24 protein-coding genes are annotated in these 22,805 nt (G+C 52.1%); 10 read left to right on the forward strand and 14 right to left on the reverse strand.

The window, feature by feature from the left end; all coding sequences use genetic code 11:
• Positions 1-1,262: ABC transporter ATP-binding protein (locus VAE48_RS04140; RefSeq protein ID WP_322792056.1), on the forward strand; the 1,262-nt coding region annotated here is incomplete at its 5' end.
• Between the two features lie 78 nt (positions 1,263-1,340).
• Here the strand turns inward: VAE48_RS04140 and VAE48_RS04145 are convergent.
• Positions 1,341-1,841, reverse strand: coding sequence for a ferritin-like domain-containing protein (locus VAE48_RS04145; RefSeq protein WP_322792057.1), 501 nt, complete (start codon positions 1,839-1,841; stop codon positions 1,341-1,343).
• Positions 1,842-2,061: 220 nt separating this feature from the next.
• Here VAE48_RS04145 and VAE48_RS04150 point away from each other — a divergent pair, with 220 nt between their 5' ends.
• Complete coding sequence (locus VAE48_RS04150; RefSeq protein WP_322792058.1) at positions 2,062-2,985, forward strand: YitT family protein; 924 nt, start codon at positions 2,062-2,064, stop codon at positions 2,983-2,985.
• A 3-nt stretch (positions 2,986-2,988) separates the two neighbouring features.
• Here VAE48_RS04150 and VAE48_RS04155 read toward each other — a convergent pair whose 3' ends face one another.
• The 11 genes from VAE48_RS04155 to glmS form a co-directional block, all read right to left on the reverse strand.
• Positions 2,989-3,651, reverse strand: a complete 663-nt coding sequence (locus tag VAE48_RS04155) for a lysoplasmalogenase (RefSeq protein ID WP_322792059.1) — start codon at positions 3,649-3,651, stop codon at positions 2,989-2,991.
• 2 nt (positions 3,652-3,653) lie between these two features.
• Positions 3,654-4,574, reverse strand: coding sequence for a GTPase Era (gene era, locus VAE48_RS04160; protein WP_322792060.1), 921 nt, complete (start codon positions 4,572-4,574; stop codon positions 3,654-3,656).
• The gene (locus VAE48_RS04165) at positions 4,567-5,472 is read right to left on the reverse strand and encodes a DMT family transporter (RefSeq protein ID WP_322792061.1); all 906 of its coding nucleotides are present in this window, start codon (positions 5,470-5,472) and stop codon (positions 4,567-4,569) included. Before VAE48_RS04165 ends, era begins: the two co-directional genes overlap by 8 nt.
• 12 nt (positions 5,473-5,484) lie before the next feature.
• Positions 5,485-6,339 (reverse strand): ABC transporter permease, encoded by an 855-nt coding sequence (locus tag VAE48_RS04170; RefSeq protein ID WP_322792062.1) that lies wholly within the window; start codon positions 6,337-6,339, stop codon positions 5,485-5,487.
• Between the two features lie 14 nt (positions 6,340-6,353).
• Positions 6,354-7,199: an ABC transporter permease gene (locus VAE48_RS04175; protein WP_322792063.1), complete on the reverse strand. Its 846-nt coding sequence runs from the start codon at positions 7,197-7,199 to the stop codon at positions 6,354-6,356.
• Positions 7,177-8,196, reverse strand: coding sequence for an ABC transporter ATP-binding protein (locus VAE48_RS04180; RefSeq protein ID WP_322792064.1), 1,020 nt, complete (start codon positions 8,194-8,196; stop codon positions 7,177-7,179). Before VAE48_RS04180 ends, VAE48_RS04175 begins: the two co-directional genes overlap by 23 nt.
• 267 nt (positions 8,197-8,463) lie before the next feature.
• Complete coding sequence (locus VAE48_RS04185) at positions 8,464-9,759, reverse strand: SLC13 family permease (RefSeq protein WP_322792065.1); 1,296 nt, start codon at positions 9,757-9,759, stop codon at positions 8,464-8,466.
• Between the two features lie 11 nt (positions 9,760-9,770).
• Positions 9,771-10,226 carry an HPP family protein gene (locus tag VAE48_RS04190; protein WP_322792066.1) on the reverse strand — a complete coding sequence of 152 codons (456 nt, stop codon included), beginning with the start codon at positions 10,224-10,226 and terminating at the stop codon, positions 9,771-9,773.
• 114 nt (positions 10,227-10,340) lie between these two features.
• Entirely contained in the window at positions 10,341-11,672 is a 1,332-nt protein-coding gene (locus VAE48_RS04195; RefSeq protein ID WP_322792067.1) for a permease, read from the reverse strand.
• 97 nt (positions 11,673-11,769) lie between these two features.
• Entirely contained in the window at positions 11,770-12,186 is a 417-nt protein-coding gene (locus tag VAE48_RS04200) for a metalloregulator ArsR/SmtB family transcription factor (RefSeq protein WP_322792068.1), read from the reverse strand.
• 98 nt (positions 12,187-12,284) lie between these two features.
• Entirely contained in the window at positions 12,285-14,072 is a 1,788-nt protein-coding gene (glmS, locus tag VAE48_RS04205) for a glutamine--fructose-6-phosphate transaminase (isomerizing) (protein WP_322792069.1), read from the reverse strand.
• A gap of 159 nt (positions 14,073-14,231) precedes the next feature.
• On the opposite strand from glmS, the gene VAE48_RS04210 reads away from it, so the two are divergent.
• A complete protein-coding gene (locus VAE48_RS04210; RefSeq protein ID WP_322792070.1) occupies positions 14,232-15,002 on the forward strand; it encodes a type III pantothenate kinase in 771 nt (256 codons plus the stop codon).
• Here VAE48_RS04210 and VAE48_RS04215 read toward each other — a convergent pair.
• Both VAE48_RS04215 and VAE48_RS04220 read right to left on the reverse strand, forming a co-directional pair.
• Positions 14,952-16,070, reverse strand: a complete 1,119-nt coding sequence (locus tag VAE48_RS04215) for a hypothetical protein (RefSeq protein ID WP_322792071.1) — start codon at positions 16,068-16,070, stop codon at positions 14,952-14,954. The two genes, VAE48_RS04210 and VAE48_RS04215, sit on opposite strands and share 51 nt — an antisense overlap.
• A gap of 213 nt (positions 16,071-16,283) precedes the next feature.
• Positions 16,284-16,751 carry a hypothetical protein gene (locus tag VAE48_RS04220; RefSeq protein WP_322792072.1) on the reverse strand — a complete coding sequence of 156 codons (468 nt, stop codon included), beginning with the start codon at positions 16,749-16,751 and terminating at the stop codon, positions 16,284-16,286.
• A 154-nt stretch (positions 16,752-16,905) separates the two neighbouring features.
• Here VAE48_RS04220 and VAE48_RS04225 point away from each other — a divergent pair, with 154 nt between their 5' ends.
• The 7 genes from VAE48_RS04225 (at position 16,906) to VAE48_RS04255 (ending at position 22,801) form a co-directional block, all read left to right on the forward strand.
• The gene (locus VAE48_RS04225; protein WP_322792073.1) at positions 16,906-17,301 is read left to right on the forward strand and encodes an SRPBCC domain-containing protein; all 396 of its coding nucleotides are present in this window, start codon (positions 16,906-16,908) and stop codon (positions 17,299-17,301) included.
• A 143-nt stretch (positions 17,302-17,444) separates the two neighbouring features.
• Positions 17,445-18,311, forward strand: a complete 867-nt coding sequence (locus VAE48_RS04230; protein ID WP_322792074.1) for a DegV family protein — start codon at positions 17,445-17,447, stop codon at positions 18,309-18,311.
• A 173-nt stretch (positions 18,312-18,484) separates the two neighbouring features.
• Positions 18,485-19,261 (forward strand): hypothetical protein, encoded by a 777-nt coding sequence (locus VAE48_RS04235; RefSeq protein ID WP_322792075.1) that lies wholly within the window; start codon positions 18,485-18,487, stop codon positions 19,259-19,261.
• 10 nt (positions 19,262-19,271) lie between these two features.
• Positions 19,272-20,228 (forward strand): electron transfer flavoprotein subunit alpha/FixB family protein, encoded by a 957-nt coding sequence (locus VAE48_RS04240; protein WP_322792076.1) that lies wholly within the window; start codon positions 19,272-19,274, stop codon positions 20,226-20,228.
• A gap of 8 nt (positions 20,229-20,236) precedes the next feature.
• Entirely contained in the window at positions 20,237-21,532 is a 1,296-nt protein-coding gene (locus tag VAE48_RS04245) for an FAD-dependent oxidoreductase (protein WP_322792077.1), read from the forward strand.
• Positions 21,529-21,813: a ferredoxin family protein gene (locus VAE48_RS04250; protein ID WP_322792078.1), complete on the forward strand. Its 285-nt coding sequence runs from the start codon at positions 21,529-21,531 to the stop codon at positions 21,811-21,813. The genes VAE48_RS04245 and VAE48_RS04250 overlap by 4 nt, the downstream gene beginning before the upstream one ends.
• Before the next feature lie 112 nt (positions 21,814-21,925).
• Entirely contained in the window at positions 21,926-22,801 is an 876-nt protein-coding gene (locus tag VAE48_RS04255) for a CoA ester lyase (RefSeq protein WP_322792079.1), read from the forward strand.
• Positions 22,802-22,805: the final 4 nt, after the last annotated feature.

Consider the following 22,805-nt stretch of genomic DNA (forward strand, 5'->3'; position numbering starts at 1 on the left):
TGCTGATTGTGCCGCTTTCGTTTGTGGTCGTAATGATGATTGTCCGAAATTCCCAGCGTTTCTTTACTCAACAACAGGAGTATTTGGGAAATGTGAACAGTCATGTAGAGGAAATGTTTGGCGGGCATGTGGTGGTCAAAGCCTTCAATGGGGAAGAAAAAAGCATCCGCAAGATGGCTGAGTACAACAACCGCCTGTATGGGGCGGCGTGGAAGGCGCAGTTTTTCTCCGGCATTATGATGCCGATCATGTCCTTCATTGGAAATCTGGGGTACGTTGGTGTAACCATCCTGGGCGGCTGGCTGGTGATTCGCGGCTCAATCACGGTGGGCGATATTCAGGCCTTCATTCAGTATGTCCGCTCGTTCACCCAGCCGATTACCCAGCTGGCGAACATCTCCAATGTCTTGCAGCAAACCGTGGCGGCTGCCGAGCGGGTATTTGAATTTCTGGAAGAGGAAGAGGAAGTTGCTGAAACCACCTCTCCCGTGCACCTTGAAAAAGTGCGCGGCGAGGTTGAGTTCCGGGATGTCCACTTTGGATATCTACCCGAAAAGCCGGTCATTCGCGGTTTCTCGGCACACATTCAGCCGGGGCAGAAAGTTGCCATCGTTGGACCAACCGGTGCAGGCAAGACCACCATTGTCAAACTGCTGATGCGTTTTTATGATGTTCAGGAGGGCGAAATTCGGATTGACGGGGTGGATATCCGCCGCTTCAGCCGGGAGGACTTGCGCCGCATGTTCGGGATGGTGCTGCAGGATACCTGGCTTTTCAACGGTACGATCCTCGATAATATTCGCTATGGGCGCGAGGATGCCACCGAAGAAGAAGTGATTCGGGCTGCCAAAGCCGCTCATGTGGACCACTTTGTGCGTACCCTGCCGGAAAGTTATCAGATGGTCATCAACGAAGAAGTAACCAACATCTCTCAGGGCCAAAAGCAATTGCTCACCATTGCCCGCGCCATTCTGGCCAACCCGCCGATGCTGATTTTGGATGAAGCCACCAGCTCAGTAGATACCCATACGGAATTGCTGATTCAAAAGGCGATGGATACCCTGATGCAGGGGCGCACCAGCTTCATCATCGCTCACCGGCTTTCCACCATCCGCAACGCGGATCTGATTCTGGTGATGCGCGATGGCAACATTGTCGAGCAGGGGACGCACGAGGAACTGATGGCCAAAGGCGGTTTTTATGCTGACCTGTACAACAGTCAGTTTGAGCCGCTGGAAGCGGAAACTGCCCTTGCCTTGTAGGAAGGATTAGACCATTAAGAAAAGAACTGCACGCCATCAGCTGCGGCGTGCAGTTATTTTTATACAGGTAAATAATTCCTATTGATAACGCATCATCAGGGCTTCCAGATCTTCATCCAGCGCTTGCAGGTCTTCCTCGTGTTCAACTTCCTGAGAAAGAATGGTCAACACCATGTTGTAGGTGACCGGATCTTTGTCCTTCACGATTTCCAGCAGTTTGGTGTAAACCCCAATCGCGCACTGCTCGCCGTGGATGTTTTGCGCCAAAATTTTCTTGACGAATGAATCGGTGGGCGCATCATACCCGCAATTGCTTTCCTTGAACCAGTTTTCCGGGCTGACCAGCGGCGTGCCGCCCAGCTGGATAATGCGCAACGCCAGCATGTCGGCGTGGGCCAGTTCTTCGCCAGCATGCAGCAACAGCTCGGCTGCAACGGCGTCTTTCATCGGCCCCCGAACGATTTTTGCTCCCAACCAGTACTGATAATAAGCCAGCCATTCGTCCGCATACGCTTTGTTGAGCAGGGTGAGCAGCTCGTCTACATTCATCCCAACGATTTCACGCCCTTGGGTTCCCATGATAACCTCCTGAATACGGTACTTGAACTTGGATTTTATATTTCATTATAGGACGGATCAAAACAGGGGGATTAGTGTCAAAAGTCACTTTGGAAATGTTTGCAAAAATCAGGAAGAATATCCAGATTAAATGGATATCCAGCGCTTTCCAGAACGGTGGAGATTCCATATAATAAGCCCGCCTTCGAGAATGTTTTGATACCGGATAAGAGGTTTTCCCATGCAATATTCGACTCCAACAAAAATTTCTGCGGGGCAGATGCTGCGGGCCTTGTTTACGCCTGCCAAATTTTCCCGCAAAACCTTACAGGAATATCTTCTGGTGGCGCTTGGGGCATTCATTCAGGCGCTTTCCATGCGTTTGTTCCTCGTTCCTGCCCAACTGGTCAGCGGCGGGGTGAGCGGTGCATCGCAGATCATCAATTTCTTCACTGGTTGGCCGATTGGTTTGATGGTCTTCATTGGCAATGTTCCCCTGTTCATTCTGGGCTGGCAGTATCTTGGCGGAGCACGTTTTGCCAAACGCACCGCGCTGGCAATTGTACTGTTCTCTCTGTTCACGGATGGACTGGTCTGGTTTATTCCGGCGGAAGGGGTGACCAGCGATCTGGTGTTGGATTGTCTATACGGTGGGATTTTGCTGGGGGTCGGACTGGGGCTGGTGTACCGCGGACAGGGTACCAGCGGCGGCAGTGATATTTTGGGGCGCATCCTGAATCACCGCTTGGGAATTTCCATCTCTCAGGCCTATCTGATCACCGACACCGTGGTGGTACTGGCCGGTGGTTTTGCTTTCTCGTGGGAGAAGGCGCTGTACGGTTTGCTGGTAATTTACGTCTCCGGGCTGGCGGCCGAGGCGGTTTCGGAAGGCTCCGGGGTATTCCGCACCGCTTTGATCATCACGCAATACCCGGATAAAGTAACCAGCTCAATTATGACGGTACTGGAACGGGGCGTTACCATTCTGCCCGGAACCGGAGCATATACGGGTGCCGAACGGCCGGTGCTTTATTGCGTCGTCACCCGCTCGGAAGTCAACCCGCTAAAGGAGCTGGTGCGTGAAATTGACCCGCGCGCGTTTATGGTGATCGGTCAGGCGCATGAAGCGCTGGGAGAAGGTTTCCGTCCGCTGGTAAAGGACTGAGGTTTATTGCCGTAAGAGGAATGCCAGAACGAGCAGAAATTGGGCCAGGTGATAAGTGACCATAATCATGACGCGGCCGGAACGTGTGGAGTGGATGAAGCGCTGATTTGCCAGCGTCCAGTCTGAAATGTAGAAGAACAACGCCCCCAACACTGCCAGCCCGTTGGCGGGGAATTGCCATGCCGGATTCCAGAGAGTGGTAGAAGCGGAGTACACCATCGCGCTGATTGCAAGGATGTAAAACGCTATTGCCCGGCGCAAGGTTTTCCTGCGGTTTTCAGCCGGCAGCGCAGCCGAAAAGCGGCGGATGGCCGAATACGCAATGGTCAGCAAGATCGCAGCGGAAAGGAAGTTATACGCAAGCACCGGTCCGGCGGGATCGTTGAAAGCGACGATATAAGTCAATTGGGCCAGTAAAAAGGCAGCCAACCCGGCGAGGAAGAAACGAGGCGGCAGGAGCAGAAAGGTGTCACCTGCCAGCGAAAAGATTAACCCCACTCCAAACCAGCCGGAAATTTGCCATCCTCCAGATAGGGTGTAGGCGGCGATCAAACAGAGCATGGTCCCAGTTTTGGTCAGCCACCGCCAGTGGTTCTTTGCAATGAATACAGCCAGCCAGTCGAATCCGGCGAGGATTGCAGCAACAGCCAGCCAGATGGTGTTCATGTTCACTCTTTTTTACGGACGTACCCCAACCAGCGCAGAGCATCCGGCTTGTTGCGCCAGTTGGGGTTAACCTTGACCTTTAATTCAAGGAAAACCCGCCTGCCGCTCATCGCTTCAATTTCCTGCCGGGCGCTGCTGCCAATTTTTTTGAGCATTTCGCCGCCTTTGCCGATCACGATTCCCTTGTGGGATTCGCGTTCCACGAACAACGTGGCATGGATGTACGCGCCTTCTTCGCCGCGCTCGGCGTATTCGTCAATTCGCACGGCTATGGCGTGAGGAACTTCCTCGCGCAGGTGAAGCAATGCCGCTTCGCGAATCAAATCGGCGGCGATTTCCCTCTCATACAAATCGGTGATCTGATCGGGGTCAAACAGCGCTTCGCTGACCGGCAGACGGCTGATTAAGGCCTGCATGAGTTCATCGCGCCCATCTCCGCGGGTTGCCGAGAACGGAATGATTTGCTCAAAAGAATACAGAGCCTGATATTGACTGGTGCGCTCGCTCAGCGAGTCTTTATTGAGCAGGTCAATTTTATTCAAACCAAGCAAAACTGCGGGTAAACCGTTCATGGATTTCAACCGCTCTGAGATGCGGTTATCTTCAGGGGTGGGTGCAACTGAAGCATCCACCAGCCAGAGGATAACGTCTGCATCTTTCAGCGCGTCTTCTGCAACCTGATTCATGTACTCACCCAGTTTGTGGACCGGTTTATGCATACCGGGGGTATCCATGAAAATTAATTGGGCCTCCGGCAGGGTCAAAATGCCCAACTGGCGCTGCCGGGTTGTCTGTGGACGGGGAGAAACGGCAGCAATTTTCTGTCCCATCAGTGCGTTCATCAGGGTTGATTTTCCGACATTGGGGCGCCCAATCAGTGCAATGTAACCAGCCCGATAGGGAGAGGGTGGGGTATCACTCATTTTGACCAGCCTCCGTTGGAATCCTTCTCAGATGAATGCGTGAATTGACAATGGCCACCCCGCTGATGATTAACCCACCACCCAGCAGAACGCGCCAGTCCAGTGTTTCCTGTAAAAAGACGACCCCTAAAATTACCCCAACCAATGGGAAGAGATAGGTGACCAGCGTGGTACGGGTTGGCCCAACTTCTTTCAACAATCCATAGTATAGCACAGTGCCGATGCAGGTTGCCATGATCCCAAGCCAGAGGATCGCCAGCCAGGTCATCGGCAGGCGTGGTAAGGTCAGGCTGCCCTCCAGTCCAATGGCAAGTCCCCAAACGGTCAGGTTGGCAAAGAAATTTTGACCGAGTGCCTGAACCACAGGGGCAAGGTCAAAGGTGCGCCGGCGGGCAAAGATGATTGCAACCGCATACGAAAGAGAGGCTGCCAGAACGCCCAGTTGCCCCCATCGTTCGCCGGTCATAGCAGCGCCCAGTTCGTCGGAAACCAGCACAACCACCCCGCTAAAACCTGCCAGCAATCCAAGTACTTTGGGCAGGGTGATGCGGTCATCCTGTACGAAAATTTGCGCCAAAAGCATGGTAAAAAGCGGGGCGGTCGAATTGAGAATGGCCGCCATGCCGGATGTGACATGCTGTTCGCTCCATGTGATCAGCAGGAAAGGCAGCGCGATATTAAAAACCCCTAACACCAGAAAATCCCAACCGTTGGCAAGTCTGGGTAAGCGCGGGCGGGTGATCAGAAGCAAAATGAGCAGACCGGTTAACGCCACGCTCAGCCGCAAGGCGGTGAAGGTGATGGGGGTAAGTTCTTCCAGACCGATTTTTATCCACAAAAAAGTGGCGCCCCACACCACCCCAAGGTAAATAAATTTGAGCCACGATTGGATGGTCAAATACGTTTCTGCCTAGTAGTTGGTGGTCTGGTCAATGAGCCCCCTTTCGCGGGCTTGATGGTCACAATAACGAAAGATGAAAATGCTGGCAACCCCAAAAACGAGTGAGGAAATCAACAAAATGATCAGCAGGTCGGCGTTACTCAGAGAAGTAAAGGTGGGAAAGGCTTCCGCAACGGCGCCAACCAATGAGCGGCGGATCAGTTCCAGCCAGTAGGTAATTGGTAACAGATAGCCAACCGGACGCAGCCAGGCCGGCAGCACTTCCAGCGGGAAAATTGCTCCGGTAAACAAGAACAACCCACCTGCGACGACATCGCCAATGTAATAGGAATGGCGTGCGGTCATCAGAGTAATACCTGCCAGAATCAACCCGCCCAATGCCAGCATGAGAATGCCCAAAAACAGCGCTATCAGAAAGAGCGGCCAATCCACACGCGACCAGTCCAGCGGAACATTCAGGAAAAGTACCCCGGCGGCGATGGTGATGACCACACTAAATGTGCCGACGATGAATTTGGCAACCGCTCTTCCAAACAAGTAAAAGGGTATATTCACCGGGGCAGTGTAAATATACTTCAAGGTGCGGTAATGTTCGCGGTCGTCAATAATCGTCCACGAAACGCCGGTCAGCACAGCCGGCACATACTGGTAAAAGGCGTTGCCAAGGTACAGGTATGCGAAAACCGGGGAGGCGAAGTTTCCCTGAGTGACGATGGAATACATCAAGACCAGAATCGCGGCCCCGGCAACGGGTTTAATGATGGAATAGGTGGCAAATAAAAATGGATCGGTCCAGTTGGATTCAATCTGCCAGCCAAGCCATGAAGCAGTCAGAAAAGAGCGCAGGTTAACGGATTTTCGCATGGGGGGGAACCCTTTCATCGGCGGTTTTCGGTCAGGCGGCCTTCGCGTACGGCTAATCGCTCAATGTAAGCCAGCAGAAAACGGGCAGCCGTCACAAAAACCACCGAAAGGAGGATTAATACAATGATCTCGGTTTCCACGCTCAAAAAACCCAAAGAGGGGCCACTGGCAAAAACCAGTTGCCGCATGGCGTCCAGCCCCAGCGTGAGGGGGATGACCGAGGCTGCGGCGGCAGCCCAAAACCCCAAATTTTTGACCGGGAAATACATGCCGGAAACCAGATAGACCGGTTCCATTGCCAGATTGGCCAGGTGCCACGCCTCGCGGCTGAGCAGCAGAAAGATGGAAGCGGTCATCATTCCCAAACCATACAGGGCAATCATACTCAGCGAAAAGACGGCAATCAACTGCCAGAAAGAGGAAACGGCGTAGGTAACATTGAAGATCAGGCTGCCTACGGCAATGATGGCAGTTGCCCGCAATAGTGTGGCAAACAAGCCACCTACGGCCATGCCAAGCAAAATTGCCATCATCGGTGCCGGAGAAATGATGTAGAGTGCCAGATTGCCCTGTTCTTTTTCCCAGTACAGCTGACTGGACATACTCCACAAAACGTTCATCCAGAAGGCGGTCATTGCACCGCCGACGACCACAAAACCGACGTAATCTTCCGGAGCACCGATGGCGCGGTAGACGAATACATAAGCCGCTACGCTGAGTAAGGGAAGAAAGACATCGAAAAACATCCAGGAACGCTCGCGCTGCATGCCGACTACTCGTGGGTATGAGCGTCCAATCACGGTCATCAGGAAAAGTTGCCAGCCACTGCGTTTATGTTCAATCGGCGGGAACAGCGACATTTTCCACCTCCTCCATGCGCTGACCGACCAGCTGGACGAAGACATCCTCCAGGGTGGGCTCGCGTTTTTCCAGGCGCGAAATGCGGGCATTTTGGGCTGTCAATTCTCCGATGACTTCAGACAGGACGGATTCCTCTTCCAGCGTGATCTCCAGCCGCAAAGAGTCCTCCTCCGGGAATTGATGAAAATGCTTAATCCCGGCGATTTGCAGGAAGGGATATTCATCGAGTAAGCGCGGGGCAGCCACCCACACCTGAAAGAAAACCTCATGGCGCAGGTTTTGTTTCAATCTTGCAGGAGTATCACAGGCCAGTACCCGCCCTTGATTGATGATGGCAACCCGGTCGCAGAGTTCTTCAGCTTCCACCATGTAGTGGGTGGTCAGCAGCAAGGTGCGATGCGGATTCTCGTCCATCCAGCGGCGGATGAAGGAGCGCACATCTCGCGAAGCACCGACATCCAGCCCAAGAGTGGGTTCATCCAGAAAGAGTACTTGCGGGTCGGTCAGGAATCCGCGGATGATATTCATCTTCTGGCGTAAGCCGGTGGAAAGATCCGAGGATTTGGTATTCAAGCGATCGGCAATGCCCACAATTTCCGCCAGCATCTTAATGCGCCGGTTGGCTTCCTGGCTGGGAATACCGTAAAATTGGGCAAACATCCACAGGTTCTCGCGCACGGTCAGCAGACCATAACCGGAAGTTTCTCCACCCGAAACCATGTTGATGCGTTTGCGTACCTCGGCGGGGTGTCTGGTCACATCAAAACCGGCTACCCATGCCTTTCCGCTGGTGGGCGAGAGCAGGGTGGTCAGAATTTTGATTAAGGTGGTTTTACCGGCGCCGTTCGGGCCAAGCAGCCCAAACAATTCACCTTCATGGATTTCCAGATTGACATCGGTGAGGGCGACCAGTTCGCGCTGTTTTTCTTTTCGGTTGTTACGGATTTTATAGATGCGTCCCAGATTTTCAGTTTTGACGGCGGGGGTTAGGCTCATGGGATTTTCTCCAAATCAGACCTGTTTCGTTAAGTGCTTGTAAGGCTAGCGTAGGTCAAGCGTAGGGTTTGCGTCAAGCAGTGGAACAAAGTTTCCTGTATTATTGTAATCGAAAAGGGCGACTTCTCTTCTTCTCCTCCTTAAAAAGCGTGCCGGGGTCGGCGTCCCCGGCACGCTGTGATTCTAACATAACCGAACAGGGGACGTTCCCGGAATATAGAATATAAATTCTATTTTGTCAAGCATTTGATCAGTCTTTTCAGACGTTCAAGAAAAGCTCTGGAAGACCAACAGATACAGAATCGAAATTACCACCAATGAAAGCAGCATTACCGGAAGGCCGCGTTTGCTCCAGGTTTGACTGGTGATCGGCAGACGGGTTCTTTCGGAAAGACCGACGACCACCACATTGGCAGTTGAACCGATGATAGTGCCGTTGCCTCCCAGGCCGGCACCGAATACCAGCGCCCACCATAAAAAGGATGGGTTTGAACCGGGTAAAATCAGATGCTGAATGATCGGGATGAGCGTGATGGTGATGGGGATGTTGTCCACGATGGATGATAGCATTGCCACCAACCATAACAAGATCAATCCGGCCAGAGCGGGAGAAAGTTTGACCAGCTGGGTAACCATATTGGTGAAAATATCCAGGACGCCTGATTGTTGAATACCGCCAATCATGACGAACAAACCGCCAAAGAATAAGAGAATCTCCCATTGAATTCGCTTCAACAAATCGCTGATGTTTGGGCGAATCCAGATAAGAGCCAGCGATGCAGCCGCCAGGGCAACCAGCGCTGGCCGGATTTCCAGCAGTTCTTCGAGGAAAAAGAAAACAATCGCCAGTACAATGACCACAATCACTTTACGGGAAGTCGGCTGGTCGGTATAGGCCTCCTGAGGATTGAGGGATTGTATCGCCTCGGCGTTAGGGGATGGCTGATGCAATTCTTTGCGAAACATCCAGCTCAACATTGCAAAAGCGGATAACCAGACGAAAATGATCAACGGGAAGCTGTGGATGATGAAGTCCACAAAGGTAAAACCGGCCGCGGAGGCGATCAGCACATTGGGTGGATCGCCCACCAGTGTGGAAATGCCGCCAATGTTGGAGAGGATGGCTTCCGAAATGAGAAAGGGTTGAGGTGAAAAGCCCAGAATTTCACAAATTAAAATCGTGACCGGTGCAATCAATACGACGGTCGTGACGTTGTCGAGAAACATTGAAACCAGCGATGTGACCAGTGACAGCAAGAAGAGGAGCGAGGCTGCTCTTCCTTTGGATTTTTTGCCAACCCAAACTGCAAGGAATTCAAAAAAGCCGGTTGGTTCCAGCATGGCAACCAGCAGCATCATGCCAAAAAGCAGCCCCAGGGTGTTGAAATCAACTGAAGCGACAGCCTGTTCTTCGTTGTAAAAACCGAACATTAAACCAAAAGCCACCATCAATACGGCTCCAAAGACTGCGACAATTGTTCGGTGAACTTTCTCGCTAAAGATCAGAGCCAGACAAATTGCAAACAGCAAAGCGGATACCGCGGACGATAGGGTTAGGGTCATTGGCAGCAACCTCAAGAAATCCAGAAAGAAAGCAGGGCAACTCCAACATCAACATGAGATGCAATTCCGACCAGACGACCTTCATTATCTACAACAGGAAGATCACGCAAGGCGTGTTTGTGCAGCAACGCAGCCGTGCGAAACAAACCGGCATCTTCGTGGACTGATACGGCTTCAATCATCAATTCTTTGATGTCCTTTTCAAAAATTGCCGGGTCGGGACGCTGGTTTTCGACAGCGCCAAAACCGTGCAAAAAGTCAAAATCGGTGACCAGATGAATGAAATCCGGCATGCCCAGGTCAATGACATCCTGCAGGCGTAAGATTCCGACCAGATGATTACTCTCATCTACCACCGGCAGGGTGCCAATGTGGTGATCCAGAAAAAGTTGAATTGCCTGACGAATGCTGGAATTGACCGGGATAGAGATAACTTCTTTTTTCATCCAGCGGGATATATGAAGCATGTTGCCTCGCTTTCTGGCTGGTGGTGACAAGCCCAGGAAAGGGGAGAGGGCAATCCCATTGGGGAGATTGCCCATTCCTTTCGAGAATAGTGTATCACTTTTGAGGTGCGAGGGTTAACTGGCTGCCAGCAGCAATCCGAACAAGTATCCTGCGGTCATACTCATGATTGCTACCAGCGAAACATAGACGGCGGTCTTTTTCTTCCCCATCACACCACTTAAGACCAGAATGGACTGCAAAGAAAGTTCCGGATCGGACAGCAGATACGCCAGCAGCGGGCCGCGAGCCATTCCTAAATCAAGGAACATTCTGGCAACCGGTACCTCCACCAGCGTGGGGAAGTACATGAACACACCGAATAAGACGCCTACGAAATTGGCCATCAAGGTGTTTTGACCGGCAATTGCCTGTACCCATGCCGCCGGGATGATTTCTTTGGCAATACCCGCCAGAAAGACACCCACAATCAGCAGGGGAAAAATCTGCTTGACAAACTTCCAGGTTTCCCAAATCCAGCCGCTCAATTCATCTTTTGTGAATGAACGGCTGACCACCGCACCCAGGGCGGTCAACACCAGCGCTTCGCCGATCAAACGGCCGTTGATTCCTATGATGATTGAACCAACTTCCTCTTTAGGGGCTGCTACCAGAATTGTCACTGCGATCAAGCCAATGGCTGTATAAGTCCAGCGGTTGAAGCCGGAGAAGATATTTTCGAATCCCTTCCAGGCTGTAATGCCAATGAAAACCAGCAGGAGGATTAATACGAATCCCTGGAGGCTCAGATTGACGGCGTTGAGGGCATCGCGTGTTCCTTGCGTGACGTTAAAAGGAAGCTTAACCTGAGCGTAAACATTGGTCAGCAGGTCAACTTGCAGAGTGCCGATAATGAGCACGGCAACCAGCAGCAAAAAGACCACCCAGACCGCAGGTTTGACATCAGCCTTTTGATCGAACATTCCCGCTTCTTCCATTTGCAGCGAGCGGGCGCTTTCCTCTTTCCGGAAGACCCACGCCATAATCAGACCGATGACGATGCCAAAAGTAATCGAAAGGATCAGGCGTGATAAGGCAATATCAAATCCGATGGCTGCGCCGGTGTAGGTAATGGCGAGGATGTTTATTGCGGGACCAACGAAAAGAAAAGTAATCGCCGGCCCTAAACCTGCGCCCCGACGCCAGATGCCGGCAAAAAGCGGCAGGATGGTGCAGGAGCAAACCGCCAGAATAAAGCCGCCAATCGCAGAGGCCGGGTAACTGATCCATCTGGAGGCTTTGGGGCCAAGGTAACGTGTGATGGTTTCCTTGGGAATCATTGAACTCATGTAACCGGCAATGACAAATGCCGGAACAAGGCACAACAGCACATGCGCTGCCAGATAATCCAGTAAGCTGGTCCACCCGGACCAGAACAATGAAAGAAGAATGCTCCCAATTGGTTCCATGTTGATTTTGCTGCGTCCCTTCTCTAATAATATTCAATCTATCGAATGTCTTTGAGTCGTGCAAAGGTAGAGGTTAAATTCTGCCTGAAAATCCACCTTAATCGAGTTGATTCCCCGTTATCTTAAGGGCAGCGTTTTGGATAACACCCGAAGAAGAAGTGTCCTTTCGCTTACATTTTGGGCATTCGCAATCCTCGGCCTGCAAAAGAGGTATTTCTTGACTCTCCCGCGGGAGGCACTGGCGCGATAAATCCAGAGTTTGCAAGATTTGCGGATGGACGATGCGGTAAAAAATGTTCCAACCTTCGCGGCGGTCTGCTAAAATGCCGGCTTCCCTTAAGACGGCGAGTTGCTGAGAGAGGTAGGCCTGCCGGTAACCCAAAATGGCTTCCAGATGACAGACACATTTTTCTCCATTGCGCAAAATTTCCAGGATGGCAATTCGCGCAGGGTGAGATAAAGCCTTAAAAATTTGGGCAGTTGATTCGAACTGGTTGATTGCAGCGGGTGTCATGCTATTACATTCAACTCCTTGAATGTAATTGTAAGCCAAGCAACCACTTTGTCAAGCGGACAAATGTCACAAAAATCGCTTGATGGATAGTCGTTTTATCAATCTACCGTCAGGGTTTTGCTCAGGTTGCGTGGAAAGTCGGGGTCATAGCCGCGTGCAACGGACATGTGATAGGCCAGCAATTGCAAGGGCAAGACGCTGAGCAGGGATGATATTTCTGGGCTGGCTGCTGGCAGTGTGATGACATCGCTGGCGTTTGCGCACAGGCGGGGATCTTCCTGCCCAACGGCAATAGCCCGCCCTCCGCGGCAGGTAACCTCGTTGATGCCGCTGACAATCAGCGGCACGTCATCCGGCCCGGCAACGAACAGCACCGGATAGCCTTCACTGACCGCAGAAAGCGGACCGTGCTTAAATTCGGTGGAAAGCATTCCTTCGCAGTGAGCGTAGGTAATTTCCTTCAACTTGAGTGCGCCTTCCAGCGCCATGGGGTAGGTTGCCCCGTACCCCAGACAGTAAAGATCGTTCCATCGGTTGATTTCGGTGGTAATAGCTTGAATTTGGGGTTCACATACTGCCAGTGTTTCTTCCATCAAGGCAGGGATTTGCTCGAGCAGGCCGGTATCCTTTCCACCCAATCGGCAGGCAAGGTATAGAAAAGTAACCACTTGATTGGTGAAGGTTTTGGTAGCCGGAACACTGATTTCATAACCGCAGCACAGCGGCAGCCAGCTGGCAGTGGCTTTGGTAAGGGTTGAGCCAATCACGTTTGCCAAACCCAAACAGGTCATTCCACGAGAATCAGCGGCTTGCAGGGCATTCAGTACATCCTTGGTTTCTCCGGATTGACTGACAAAAATGCCGACATCCTGCTGGTTAACGGCTGGCAGGTACTGAGGGATGAATTGAGGCGCCAGTACCGGAATTACCGCCCTGCCGGCCAGTTGGGCAAAGTACACCGAACCTGCCAGACAGGCGTGGTAACTGGTGCCGCAACCGATGAAATATACCTGCCGGGCGTTGCGTATGGCATCCAATACGCTCTCCACTTCAGCACTGCCGGTCAGCATGTGCAATACTTCGCGGGCAACCTGTGGTTGTTCGTGAATTTCTTTGAGCATGAAATGGGGGTAGCCGCCTTTTTGGACGGCTTCCATGGTTTCGGTGACCAGTTCTGGTTCGCGTTCGATCAGGCTGCCATCGCTGACCGAGTGTAGTTCAACCCGGTCTGCCCAAAGGGTGATGATCTCGCCATCCTGAATCCGCAGGATTTTACGGGTGAGCGGCAGGATGGAAGGCAGATCGGAAGAAACGCAAGTAAACCCTTCCCCAATTCCAACCACCAAACCGGAGCCCTTTTTAATGGCGTAGAGTTTGTCATCGTTGATTTGTCCAACCACGTAGGCATAATCACCTTGCAAATCCTGATAGGCGCGGCGGATGGCTTCGATGAAATCAAATCCACGGTCAATGTAGCGTTCTACTGCATGAACACAGGACTCCCCATCATTGTGAGAGCGAACCGTCATTCCCTCTGCCATGAATTGCTGACGCAATTCCACATTATTGACCACATTACCATTGTGAGCGCCGACCAGATCTCCATCCGAATCGAGATGCGGCTGGGCATTGACCTGCGAAGGCGCGCCAAAGGTAGCCCAACGCAGTTGGGTAATGCCGCGGCTGCCGGTCATTTCAGCAAAATTGTAGCGTTCGGCAACTTCATCCACTTTGCCAACGTCTTTGCGCAGGTCAATGCGGCTGCCGGAAATGGTTGCCGCACCCACCGAATCGTAACCGCGGTAGGTCAGACGGCGGGCGGCTTCAATCAAAACAGGGCCGAGGTTTTGCTCTTTTTCGGTGACAATGCCAAAAATACCGCACATAACAATCCTTTTGGTTGAAAGATGGTTTTGAGATTACACCCCGCCAAGTTTATCATAAACCTGCCAAAGCGCAGTGAAGATGAGCTTTCTTTCAAAGAGGAATTTCATGTTAAACTAAATTCAACTTCCATATTCCATCCCATTTTCAGGAGCGTCCTCATGCTGTTGTGTGTGGATATCGGCAATACCAACATCAAGATGGGTCTGTTCAACGGCGATCAGATGTGCTGCCACTGGCGGGTTGCTACGGACCGCAATCGGCTGGCTGATGAATATGCCGTCTTACTGCTCAATTTGCTGGCAACTTCCGGTGTGAGCGTCACGGATGTAAAGGGATGTGCGGTCTCTTCGGTTGTACCTGCCCTGACGCAGGTCTTTGAGGAGATTGCTCATCGCTATTTGAAACAGGAAGCGTTGATGATTGGAGATGGGGTTGATCTCGGGATGCGCATCAATACCGATTATCCCTCGGAGGTCGGCACTGACCTAATTGTCAATGCGCTGGCTGCCCGCCATTTATATGGCACGCCGGTGATTGTCGTGGGGTTTGGTACCGCAACGACCTTTTCGGCTGTTTCGGCGGAGGGTGATTTTGAGGGGGTTTCCATTGCACCGGGCATTCTTACCAGCAGCGATTCCCTGTTCCGCGCAACGGCAACCCTGCCGCAGGTGGCGCTGGCCCACCCGCCGGCAGCCATTGGCAAAAACACGCTGCAATCCATGCGTTCTGGAATTGTGTTCGGTTTTGCGGAACTGGTGGACGGCATGGTTAAACGCATCCGCCGGGAGCTGGGCGGTGTTGCACGCGTGGTGGCAACTGGCGGTTTGGCGGAACTGATTGCGCCGGAAAGTCAGTCCATTGAGGTGGTTGAACCGAATCTAGCCTTGATCGGCCTGCGCCTGCTCTACGAGCGCAACTGCCCGCTCTGAAGCAACCAGGTTGCGGCGCAGAATATCCGTAATGGTCAAATTGTGGCGGGCTGTCAATTGTTCGTTAATCATCTCAATCTGTTTGCGGGGCGAGTAGAAAACCTCACTCCATCCGTAGCCGGCGCAGGCCGTATCGGCAATCCAGTTACCGGCATCATCTTGCCCCCACCACTCACGGTAAGCCTGTTCCAGCTCGGGGCGAATGTGCAATTCGGGAATGTTGAAGTGAGCAGAGTAATAGTAGTCGGGAGGCAGAGCATTGAGTAAGGTTTCAAAGCTGTGCACCCGAATGTGGATATTTTCGCTGCCGTCGCATTCGGTGATGCGGCAAAGCCCGCGCAGGGTGGCAAATGGCGCAATCACTTCAACCCATTGAATGCGCGGAAAACGTTCCTTGATTTTGTTGATCACCTCGCGCATCACCAGGCCGCTGGCAATGCTGTCGGCAATGAAGGCTACCGTGATGTTTTCGTGCTGGATTTTGTTCAGGTCTTTATCCTTGAATAAAGTCATCTCGACTTTACGGCTGAAAACCGGCACATTGCTGTCAAACACGTGGTGGGCATCCAGAATTACCTCATCGCAAAGATAGCCGGAGTTGGCGTAAATGGCTTCGGTGACCTGATACTTCAGTCCCTCGCGAGCAATGGGAAAGACGGCAATCTGGGTTTGCTGCTGGCTGGTAAACAGGTTTTGAAAGATGGGAGAAGCCAGCATGGTTTGAATAGCCTGACTGATGAGAAATGAGCGCTGCGACCCCATGATCAACTGACCGGGCAGGGTCAGGGTTTGGATAGATTGGATTTCTTCGGGTTTGAGGCCGGTCAAGGCCAGTAAATGAGGATTGGGTTTGGTGGTGTGGGTGTAGATGAATTGTGCTGTGGCCGGGTTGTGATAGAGTACCATGTCAATGGATGTTTGATGATCCAGAATCATCCGACCGGGACGGTAAAAGCCGCTTCCCTGATTACCGATGGGGTAGGGAAGCGGCTCGTTCAGCAGTAATTGCCCTCTGGAGCGACCGGGATCATCCTCCGAAAAGTCAAATGGCAAGATAAAATCGCTCATAAAACACCTCCAAAAATCCGTGCCTGACAGCCCGGCTGGATCAATTTATAAAAAAGCAGGTCTGGGGCATTCGCTTTTTGGCGATTCCACAACCTGCCCGAATAATTTTATCTTACTTCTATAAAAAAGTTAAGCCAGATGCAGCGGTCAAAAATTTTTAAGAAAATACCCCCTCAAAAGAGAGGGGGCTATGATAGGGAACTTCTCAATGTTTCACGAGTCGAATTGACCAACTTCTTCACCATTGACCAGTATCGTATAGCTGCCGCTGGGGAATGAACCCAAAGAGTAGGTTGCTTCAAAGGGCTGCAGCATTTGAATGCAGACTTGCTCCGGGTCAACTACTGAATACACTTCAACAAGTATTCGATTGGCTTCATCCGGTTGGTTGACTGCGATGCGCAATTGGTGGCAGGGCGTGGGGAGATTGCCGGTCAACACCAGATTGATTTGGACAGGGTAGCTTTCCAAAATCAACACATCGGTTGAGTCAAGAAACGCTTCGCCGCGTTGTAAGGCTGCATCGCTTTCCAGCGGTTGATAGGGGTTAACCTGGGCGGGGGTTTCGCCTGCGCCTTCGGTTGGGCTGACTACGGGTGAATTTGGATCTGCTTCAACAGATGTAGCGCATGCACTTAGCATGAACATCATCCCAACACTCAGTAAAAGTAATCTAAACATTTTGTCCTCCATTTCATTGTTCTGTGATGGTATTATGACGCTGAAATTCATTCAAAAGTTCCCCTCCAGAAATTTTTTATGATATACTGGACAAAATTAGTATAAATACAAACCAGCGATGATCCTGAAATCCACTATTGAGTTTACCGTTGATATGCCGGTCTATCCTGAGCGTTTCTACCGCGCCTGGCTGGATTCTTTTGAACATGCCCAATTTACCGGTCAACCGGCTAAAATCCAAGCCCAGACGGGGGGAGTTTTTTCTACTCTCAATGGCAAAGTAGAAAGCCGTATTAGGCTGCTGGTTGCCCATTCCTTAATCGAGCAGAGCTGGAAAGTGGAAGGTTTGCCGCTGGATGAAGATTCCCGCATTTCATTAACGATTCAGCCCACCTGTATGGGTTGTGAAGTGCGGCTTCGCCATAGCGGCGTGCCAGTGACGCTGAATAAAGTCCTCTTATCCTGGTGGGAGGAACAGTACTTTCGGCCAATGAGAACCTATTTTGAGGCAATCGTGGGGGATTATGTGGCAGATATGGGGGATGGGTAAACCTTTTCAAGAGGTGAAAAATAGGAATCACGGCTGACCTGTTTCCTATTTTGGGTCACAATTCACTGGCGGCTATTTTACCGGGGGAAATCCGGTGATAATATGGAAATAACTCACATTTCTCAAGTGGAGGTTTTTTTTTCATGAAAATTGTCACCGATCGAGGCTGCGATCTTTCACCTCAGCAACTGGAGGGGTTGCCTCCGCTTTACTATGTTCCGATGAAATTAACCCTGGCCGGCAAAACCTACTCCAGCGGGGAAGACCTGACATCCGAAGAATTTTACCGCTTGCTGGAAGAAACCGGAGAGTATCCGACCACCTCTCAACCCGGGGCAGGGGATTTTGTTGAACTTTACCGCCGGCTGGCTCAGGAAGATCCTCAAATTCTTTCCATTCACATTTCTTCGGGTTTGAGCGGTACATTAAACTCAGCTCAGGTGGCAGCCGGAATGGTACCGGAAGCGCAGATCACCCTTTGGGATACCATGACGCTTTCGGCCCCGGAGGCCTGGCAGGTCGAAGCGGCAGCGCGAGCAGTAAAAGCGGGTTGGGAACTGAGGGAAATTCTGGCGCTAATGGAAAAGGTGCGCAGCCTGACGACCGGCTTTTTTACGCTGGACACGATGAAATACCTGATTCATGGCGGGCGGATCAGTCACCTGAAAGGACTGCTCGCCTCGTTATTGAATATCCGTCCGGTGATTTCGGTTTCAAAGGAGGACGGACGGTATGTGACAGTGGCGCAGGAGCGGACATTCCGCCGTGCCATCCAGCGCATGGCACAGGAAGTGGTCAAGATGTATCCGAATGTTCCAAAACTGCGCCTGCAATTGATTCATGCCCATAACCCGGAGGGCATGGAGATGCTGCGCGAAGCCATGGAGAACCTGGTGGCTTGTGATTGGCTGCCGCCGGTTACGGTTGGGCCAATTTTAGGCGCGCATACCGGCACTACTTTGGTGGGAATTAGCGCTGCCCCGGCAGAATTGACGGATCTGCTTCCCTGATACTGCCTTACGACAACCATTCACAAAAGTCTGTTGTTTGATATCCGGCCTGTAGTGGTCAATTACAGGCCGGTTTTCATTTTCTAATGGATTTATAAAATTTTCGGACAAAAAGCGGTTTCATAAAATACCACTTTGTTGATAAACTTATCAAAATAAAGATCGGAGCCGTGATGAACATTGTTGTGTGTGTGAAAATTGCGCCTGACCCTGAAGATTTGGAAATTGGCAGCGACGGGTCGGTTTCCACCGCCCATGCAGAGTGGAGCATCGGTGGTTTTGATTTACCAGCTCTTGAAGCAGGGGTGCGCCTGGCTGAAATGCACGGCGGCAAGGTGATTGCTCTTTCGGCCGGTCCGTCCCCCATCAACCAATCCAAAATTAAGAAAGACATTCTCTCACGCGGTGCCGATGAGCTGGTGCTGGTTGTGGATGAAACATTGCAGGATGCTTCCACCGCCGAAACTGCCCGTGTTCTGGCAGCAGCCATCCATAAGATGGAAGATGTCCAACTGGCATTCTTCGGTGAGGGGTCGGCTGACCTGTACTTCCAGCAGACCGGTGCGCAGGTTGGCGAACGATTGGGCTGGCTCTGCCTGAATGCCGTGCAGGATGTGCGGTTGATTCAGGAAGGGATGCTGCAAGTACAACGAACCCTGGATGTGGAATTGCAGGTGCTGGATGTGCCGCTGCCGGCGGCTCTATCGGTAACCTCGGATATCTGTGAGCCGCGTCTGGCCTCAATGCGCGCAATCTTGCAAGCATCCAGAAAGCCGGTGATTGAATGGTCATTGGCCGACATCGGGATTGAAAATCTGGCTGCCTCGGTTGAAATCCTGGCCGTTCAAGCGCCTCCGCGCACTGCCAGAAAGGGAGTCGTATTGGGTGGTTCGGTCGAGGAAGCAGTCAGGTCATTGCTGAATAACTTGAAAAAAGAAGGCGTGCTTTAGGAGAGGGCCGATGAGCGATCAAAATCAAATTTTTGTCATCAGTGAAGAGGTGAGCCTGATTGGTGAATTGGTCAGCGCGGCACGCCAGTTGAACAACGATGGCTTTTCGACCATTGCGGCAGTTGTGATCGGTGATCAATCCGATGTCCAGCGGGTTGGTTCGTTTGCGGTTGACCAGATTTACTGGATCGAACAGGTGCCAGAAGGTTACCTTGTTGAAGATGTCTTTCTGACTTTATGGGAATTGGTAAATCAACATAAACCAACTGTTGTTTTGATTGGAGCAACGACCAGCGGGCGGTTAATTTGCGGCAGGCTGGCTGCGCGTTTGGACGTCAGCGCCATAACCGACGTGCGCTCTTTTGAACAGGTGAAGGATGGGTTGGCTGCGCGCCATATGATATTCGCGGGTGGAGCGGAGCGACTCGAACGTCCACTGAGGCTGCCGGTGCTGTTTACCATTGCCAAAGGGCAATTTGAAGCGGACATTGTTCAATCGCACACAGCCCCACAGGTGATTCCTGTGCCATTCCGATTGCCCGAAAAACGGGCAATTCTGCGCGAACGCAAAGACCTGCCGCCCCTTTCTGTCAACCTGGCTGAAGCCAAACGCGTTATTTGCCTCGGAAGGGGAATTGCTCACCAGGAAGATGTGGCTCAGGTAGAGCAGCTGGCGCAGGTATTGGGTGCAGAAATTGCCTGCACCCGTCCCCTCTCTGAAGGGCTGGGCTGGCTGCCGCGTGAACGCTATATTGGCATTTCCGGGGCTTACATAAAATCTGATTTGTATCTCGGTTTGGGGGTTTCGGGTCAGGTGCAGCATACGATTGGAATTACGAATGCCAGAGTGGTCGTGGCGGTCAACCGCGATCCCGACGCCCCCATCTTCAAACAGGCCGACTATGGCATTGTTGCCGATTTATACGAGGTCGTGCCAGCCCTGATTCAGGGGTTACACGAAGCCTGAGGTCTTGAATGAGCGGTGATAAACTGGATGTGATTGTGGTGGGGGCTGGTGTGGCTGGTTGTACGGCCGCCCTCTTACTGGCCCGTCAGGGATTGGAAGTGGCGCTGATTGAACGCGGCCCTTATCCGGGCAGCAAGAATTTATCCGGTGGGGTATTGTATGGGCGGGTTCTTCATCAAATCATTCCCAATTTTTGGGAAGAAGCGCCGGTCGAGCGGTGGATCACCAATAATGTCGTTGCGTTTCTTACGGATGAAGATTCGTTCCTTCTGGATCACAAGACAAAGGCATTCAACCGGCCTCCATACAATGCTGTGAGTGTGCTGCGTTCCAAATTTGATCGCTGGCTGGGGGAGCAGGCAGAAGCAGCCGGTGCCATCCTGGTGCCGGGCATCAAGGTGGAGCGCCTTTTGCGGGATGGCGAGCGAATTGTGGGAATTGCTGCCGGGGAGGAAGAGATGTTCGCCGAGCTGGTCATTGCCGCCGATGGGGCGAATTCCTTTCTGGCGCAGGAGGCAGGATTACGCCCACAAATCCCACAAGAGCATGTTGCGGTTGGAATCAAAGCAGTGATTGCCCTGCCGCAGTCGGTGATCGAAAATCGCTTTCGCCTGGATGGAAATGAAGGCAGTGCCTTTAATATCGTCGGTTCTGCCACGCAGGGAATTGCTGGCGGCGGTTTTCTTTATACGAACAAAGAAAGCCTTTCGATTGGACTGGTTATTCAACTGGCGCACCTGATTGAGCATCAGAAAAAAGCCAGCGAGATCTTTGACCAATACTTAGGCCACCCCTGGGTTGCCACATTGGTGAAGGACGGTAAAGTGGTGGAGTACGGGGCGCATCTGGTGCCGGAAGCCGGATTGAAGATGATGCCGCGTCTGTTCACGGACGGCATGCTGGTGATTGGCGACGCAGCCGGTTTGACCATCAATAACGGTTTTTGGGTGCGCGGTATGGATCTGGCGATTGGCTCGGCGATGGCAGCCGCCGAAGCGGCGGCACAGGCGTTTCGCAACAAGGATTTCAGCGCGGCAAGTCTGGCGTTCTATCGCCAAAAACTGGAAGAAAGTTTTGTCATGGCGGATTTAAAAACCTTTTCCCGCGCCCCCCACTTTATGCAAAATGATCGTTTATACACAGCCTATCCTCAACTGTTGAGTGAGGTTTTCCGGCAGATTTATCAACAAGACGCCCGTCCGCATCAACCGCTGAGACAGATTGCGCGCGAAGCGGTGCGGCGGGGTAACCTTTCTATACTGGACCTGCTGAGAGATATTTGGAACGGAGGTCGGGCTTTATGAAGCGTTTAACGGTTACAGAAAAACTAGCCCAAAATAAATATGAACTGGATGATGGACATCCGCACATTGTTGTCCACAATGAGGTTTGTGAAGCGGAGTGTAAAATTCGAGCGTGTTTGTTCGTCTGCCCGGCAGAAGTCTACAGTGAGCAGAATGGCAAAATTGTAGCGGATTGGGCTGGCTGTCTGGAATGTGGCACATGTACGGTTGCCTGTCCCCCGCAGACGCTGCATTGGGAATATCCACGTGGCGGTTTTGGCATTATTTATCGCTACGGCTAAGCGTGGAATGAAACCTGGATAATTAAGCATCTGGGGGATGGTCTTGCTTTTTTTCTGGTAAACTGGTCACGGAAAGCAAACCAGCAGCAATTACCAGATGCAAGGAGGAAGTATGCCCGCCAGAAGAGCCATGCTATACGTGCCAGCCGATGATGAACGAAAAATTCACAAAGCCGCCAGCCTGGATGTGGATAGTATCTGTCTGGATATCGAAGACGGTGTGGCGGTCAATCGCAAATCGGCTGCCCGGCAGAACATTGCCTCAGCCCTGAAAACGGTCCATTTTGGCCGCTCCGAGCGGCTGGTGCGGATTAATTCTTTAGGGTCGGGATTGGCAGAAGAGGACTTGCACGCTGTGCTGAATGCTCACCCGGATGGGATTGTAATCCCGAAAATTGAAGGGGCTGATGAGGTGAAATGGGTCTGCCAGCGCATTGCCGCCGTTGAGCAGGCCAATGGGTGGGGACACGGATCAATTGCCTTACTGGTTTTGATTGAAACGCCTCAGGCGGTCTTGAATTTGAGAGAAATTTGTACGATAGATGCACGCCTGCAAGGTTTGATCTTTGGGGCAGAGGATTTTGCGGGGAGTATCGGTGCTGTGCGCAGTCTGGCTGCAACCGAATTGTTATATGCGCGCAGCGCGGTCGTTTTGCATGCTGCCGCCTTCAATTTGCAGGCGATGGATATGGTCTGGTTGGACTTGCAGGATTTGGAAGGGCTGCGGCAGGAAGCGCTGTCGGGTGCGGCGATGGGATTTACCGGCAAGCAGATCATTCACCCAAATCAGGTTCAGGTGGTTCAGGAGGCGTTTACTCCTTCGGCAGAGGCCATAGAGTTTGCAAAGCGGGTTGTCGAAGCAGCTGAAGCCTATCAGCAGGCAGGCAAAGGGGCATTTGCCCTGAACGGAAAAATGGTGGATGCCCCGGTCATCAAGGCTGCTGAGCGCATCCTTGAACGTGCCAGGGCTGCAGGAAAAGCAGTGTAACCCG

Origin of the sequence: Bellilinea sp. (assembly GCF_034432615.1) — a bacterium.
In the GTDB taxonomy this organism is placed as follows: Bacteria; Chloroflexota; Anaerolineae; order Anaerolineales; family Anaerolineaceae; genus Bellilinea.

Excerpts from the sequence above, each read along its gene's own strand:
- VAE48_RS04145 (WP_322792057.1), bottom strand. The coding sequence starts at position 1,841 with ATGGGAACCCAAGGGCGTGAAATCGTTGGGATGAATGTAGACGAGCTG.
- VAE48_RS04150 (WP_322792058.1), top strand. The coding sequence starts at position 2,062 with ATGCAATATTCGACTCCAACAAAAATTTCTGCGGGGCAGATGCTGCGG.
- VAE48_RS04155 (WP_322792059.1), bottom strand. The coding sequence starts at position 3,651 with ATGAACACCATCTGGCTGGCTGTTGCTGCAATCCTCGCCGGATTCGAC.
- era (WP_322792060.1), bottom strand. The coding sequence starts at position 4,574 with ATGAGTGATACCCCACCCTCTCCCTATCGGGCTGGTTACATTGCACTG.
- VAE48_RS04170 (WP_322792062.1), bottom strand. The coding sequence starts at position 6,339 with ATGCGAAAATCCGTTAACCTGCGCTCTTTTCTGACTGCTTCATGGCTT.
- VAE48_RS04175 (WP_322792063.1), bottom strand. The coding sequence starts at position 7,199 with ATGTCGCTGTTCCCGCCGATTGAACATAAACGCAGTGGCTGGCAACTT.
- VAE48_RS04180 (WP_322792064.1), bottom strand. The coding sequence starts at position 8,196 with ATGAGCCTAACCCCCGCCGTCAAAACTGAAAATCTGGGACGCATCTAT.
- VAE48_RS04185 (WP_322792065.1), bottom strand. The coding sequence starts at position 9,759 with ATGACCCTAACCCTATCGTCCGCGGTATCCGCTTTGCTGTTTGCAATT.
- VAE48_RS04190 (WP_322792066.1), bottom strand. The coding sequence starts at position 10,226 with ATGCTTCATATATCCCGCTGGATGAAAAAAGAAGTTATCTCTATCCCG.
- VAE48_RS04195 (WP_322792067.1), bottom strand. The coding sequence starts at position 11,672 with ATGGAACCAATTGGGAGCATTCTTCTTTCATTGTTCTGGTCCGGGTGG.
- VAE48_RS04200 (WP_322792068.1), bottom strand. The coding sequence starts at position 12,186 with ATGACACCCGCTGCAATCAACCAGTTCGAATCAACTGCCCAAATTTTT.
- glmS (WP_322792069.1), bottom strand. The coding sequence starts at position 14,072 with ATGTGCGGTATTTTTGGCATTGTCACCGAAAAAGAGCAAAACCTCGGC.
- VAE48_RS04210 (WP_322792070.1), top strand. The coding sequence starts at position 14,232 with ATGCTGTTGTGTGTGGATATCGGCAATACCAACATCAAGATGGGTCTG.
- VAE48_RS04215 (WP_322792071.1), bottom strand. The coding sequence starts at position 16,070 with ATGAGCGATTTTATCTTGCCATTTGACTTTTCGGAGGATGATCCCGGT.
- VAE48_RS04220 (WP_322792072.1), bottom strand. The coding sequence starts at position 16,751 with ATGTTTAGATTACTTTTACTGAGTGTTGGGATGATGTTCATGCTAAGT.
- VAE48_RS04225 (WP_322792073.1), top strand. The coding sequence starts at position 16,906 with ATGCCGGTCTATCCTGAGCGTTTCTACCGCGCCTGGCTGGATTCTTTT.
- VAE48_RS04230 (WP_322792074.1), top strand. The coding sequence starts at position 17,445 with ATGAAAATTGTCACCGATCGAGGCTGCGATCTTTCACCTCAGCAACTG.
- VAE48_RS04235 (WP_322792075.1), top strand. The coding sequence starts at position 18,485 with ATGAACATTGTTGTGTGTGTGAAAATTGCGCCTGACCCTGAAGATTTG.
- VAE48_RS04240 (WP_322792076.1), top strand. The coding sequence starts at position 19,272 with ATGAGCGATCAAAATCAAATTTTTGTCATCAGTGAAGAGGTGAGCCTG.
- VAE48_RS04245 (WP_322792077.1), top strand. The coding sequence starts at position 20,237 with ATGAGCGGTGATAAACTGGATGTGATTGTGGTGGGGGCTGGTGTGGCT.
- VAE48_RS04250 (WP_322792078.1), top strand. The coding sequence starts at position 21,529 with ATGAAGCGTTTAACGGTTACAGAAAAACTAGCCCAAAATAAATATGAA.
- VAE48_RS04255 (WP_322792079.1), top strand. The coding sequence starts at position 21,926 with ATGCCCGCCAGAAGAGCCATGCTATACGTGCCAGCCGATGATGAACGA.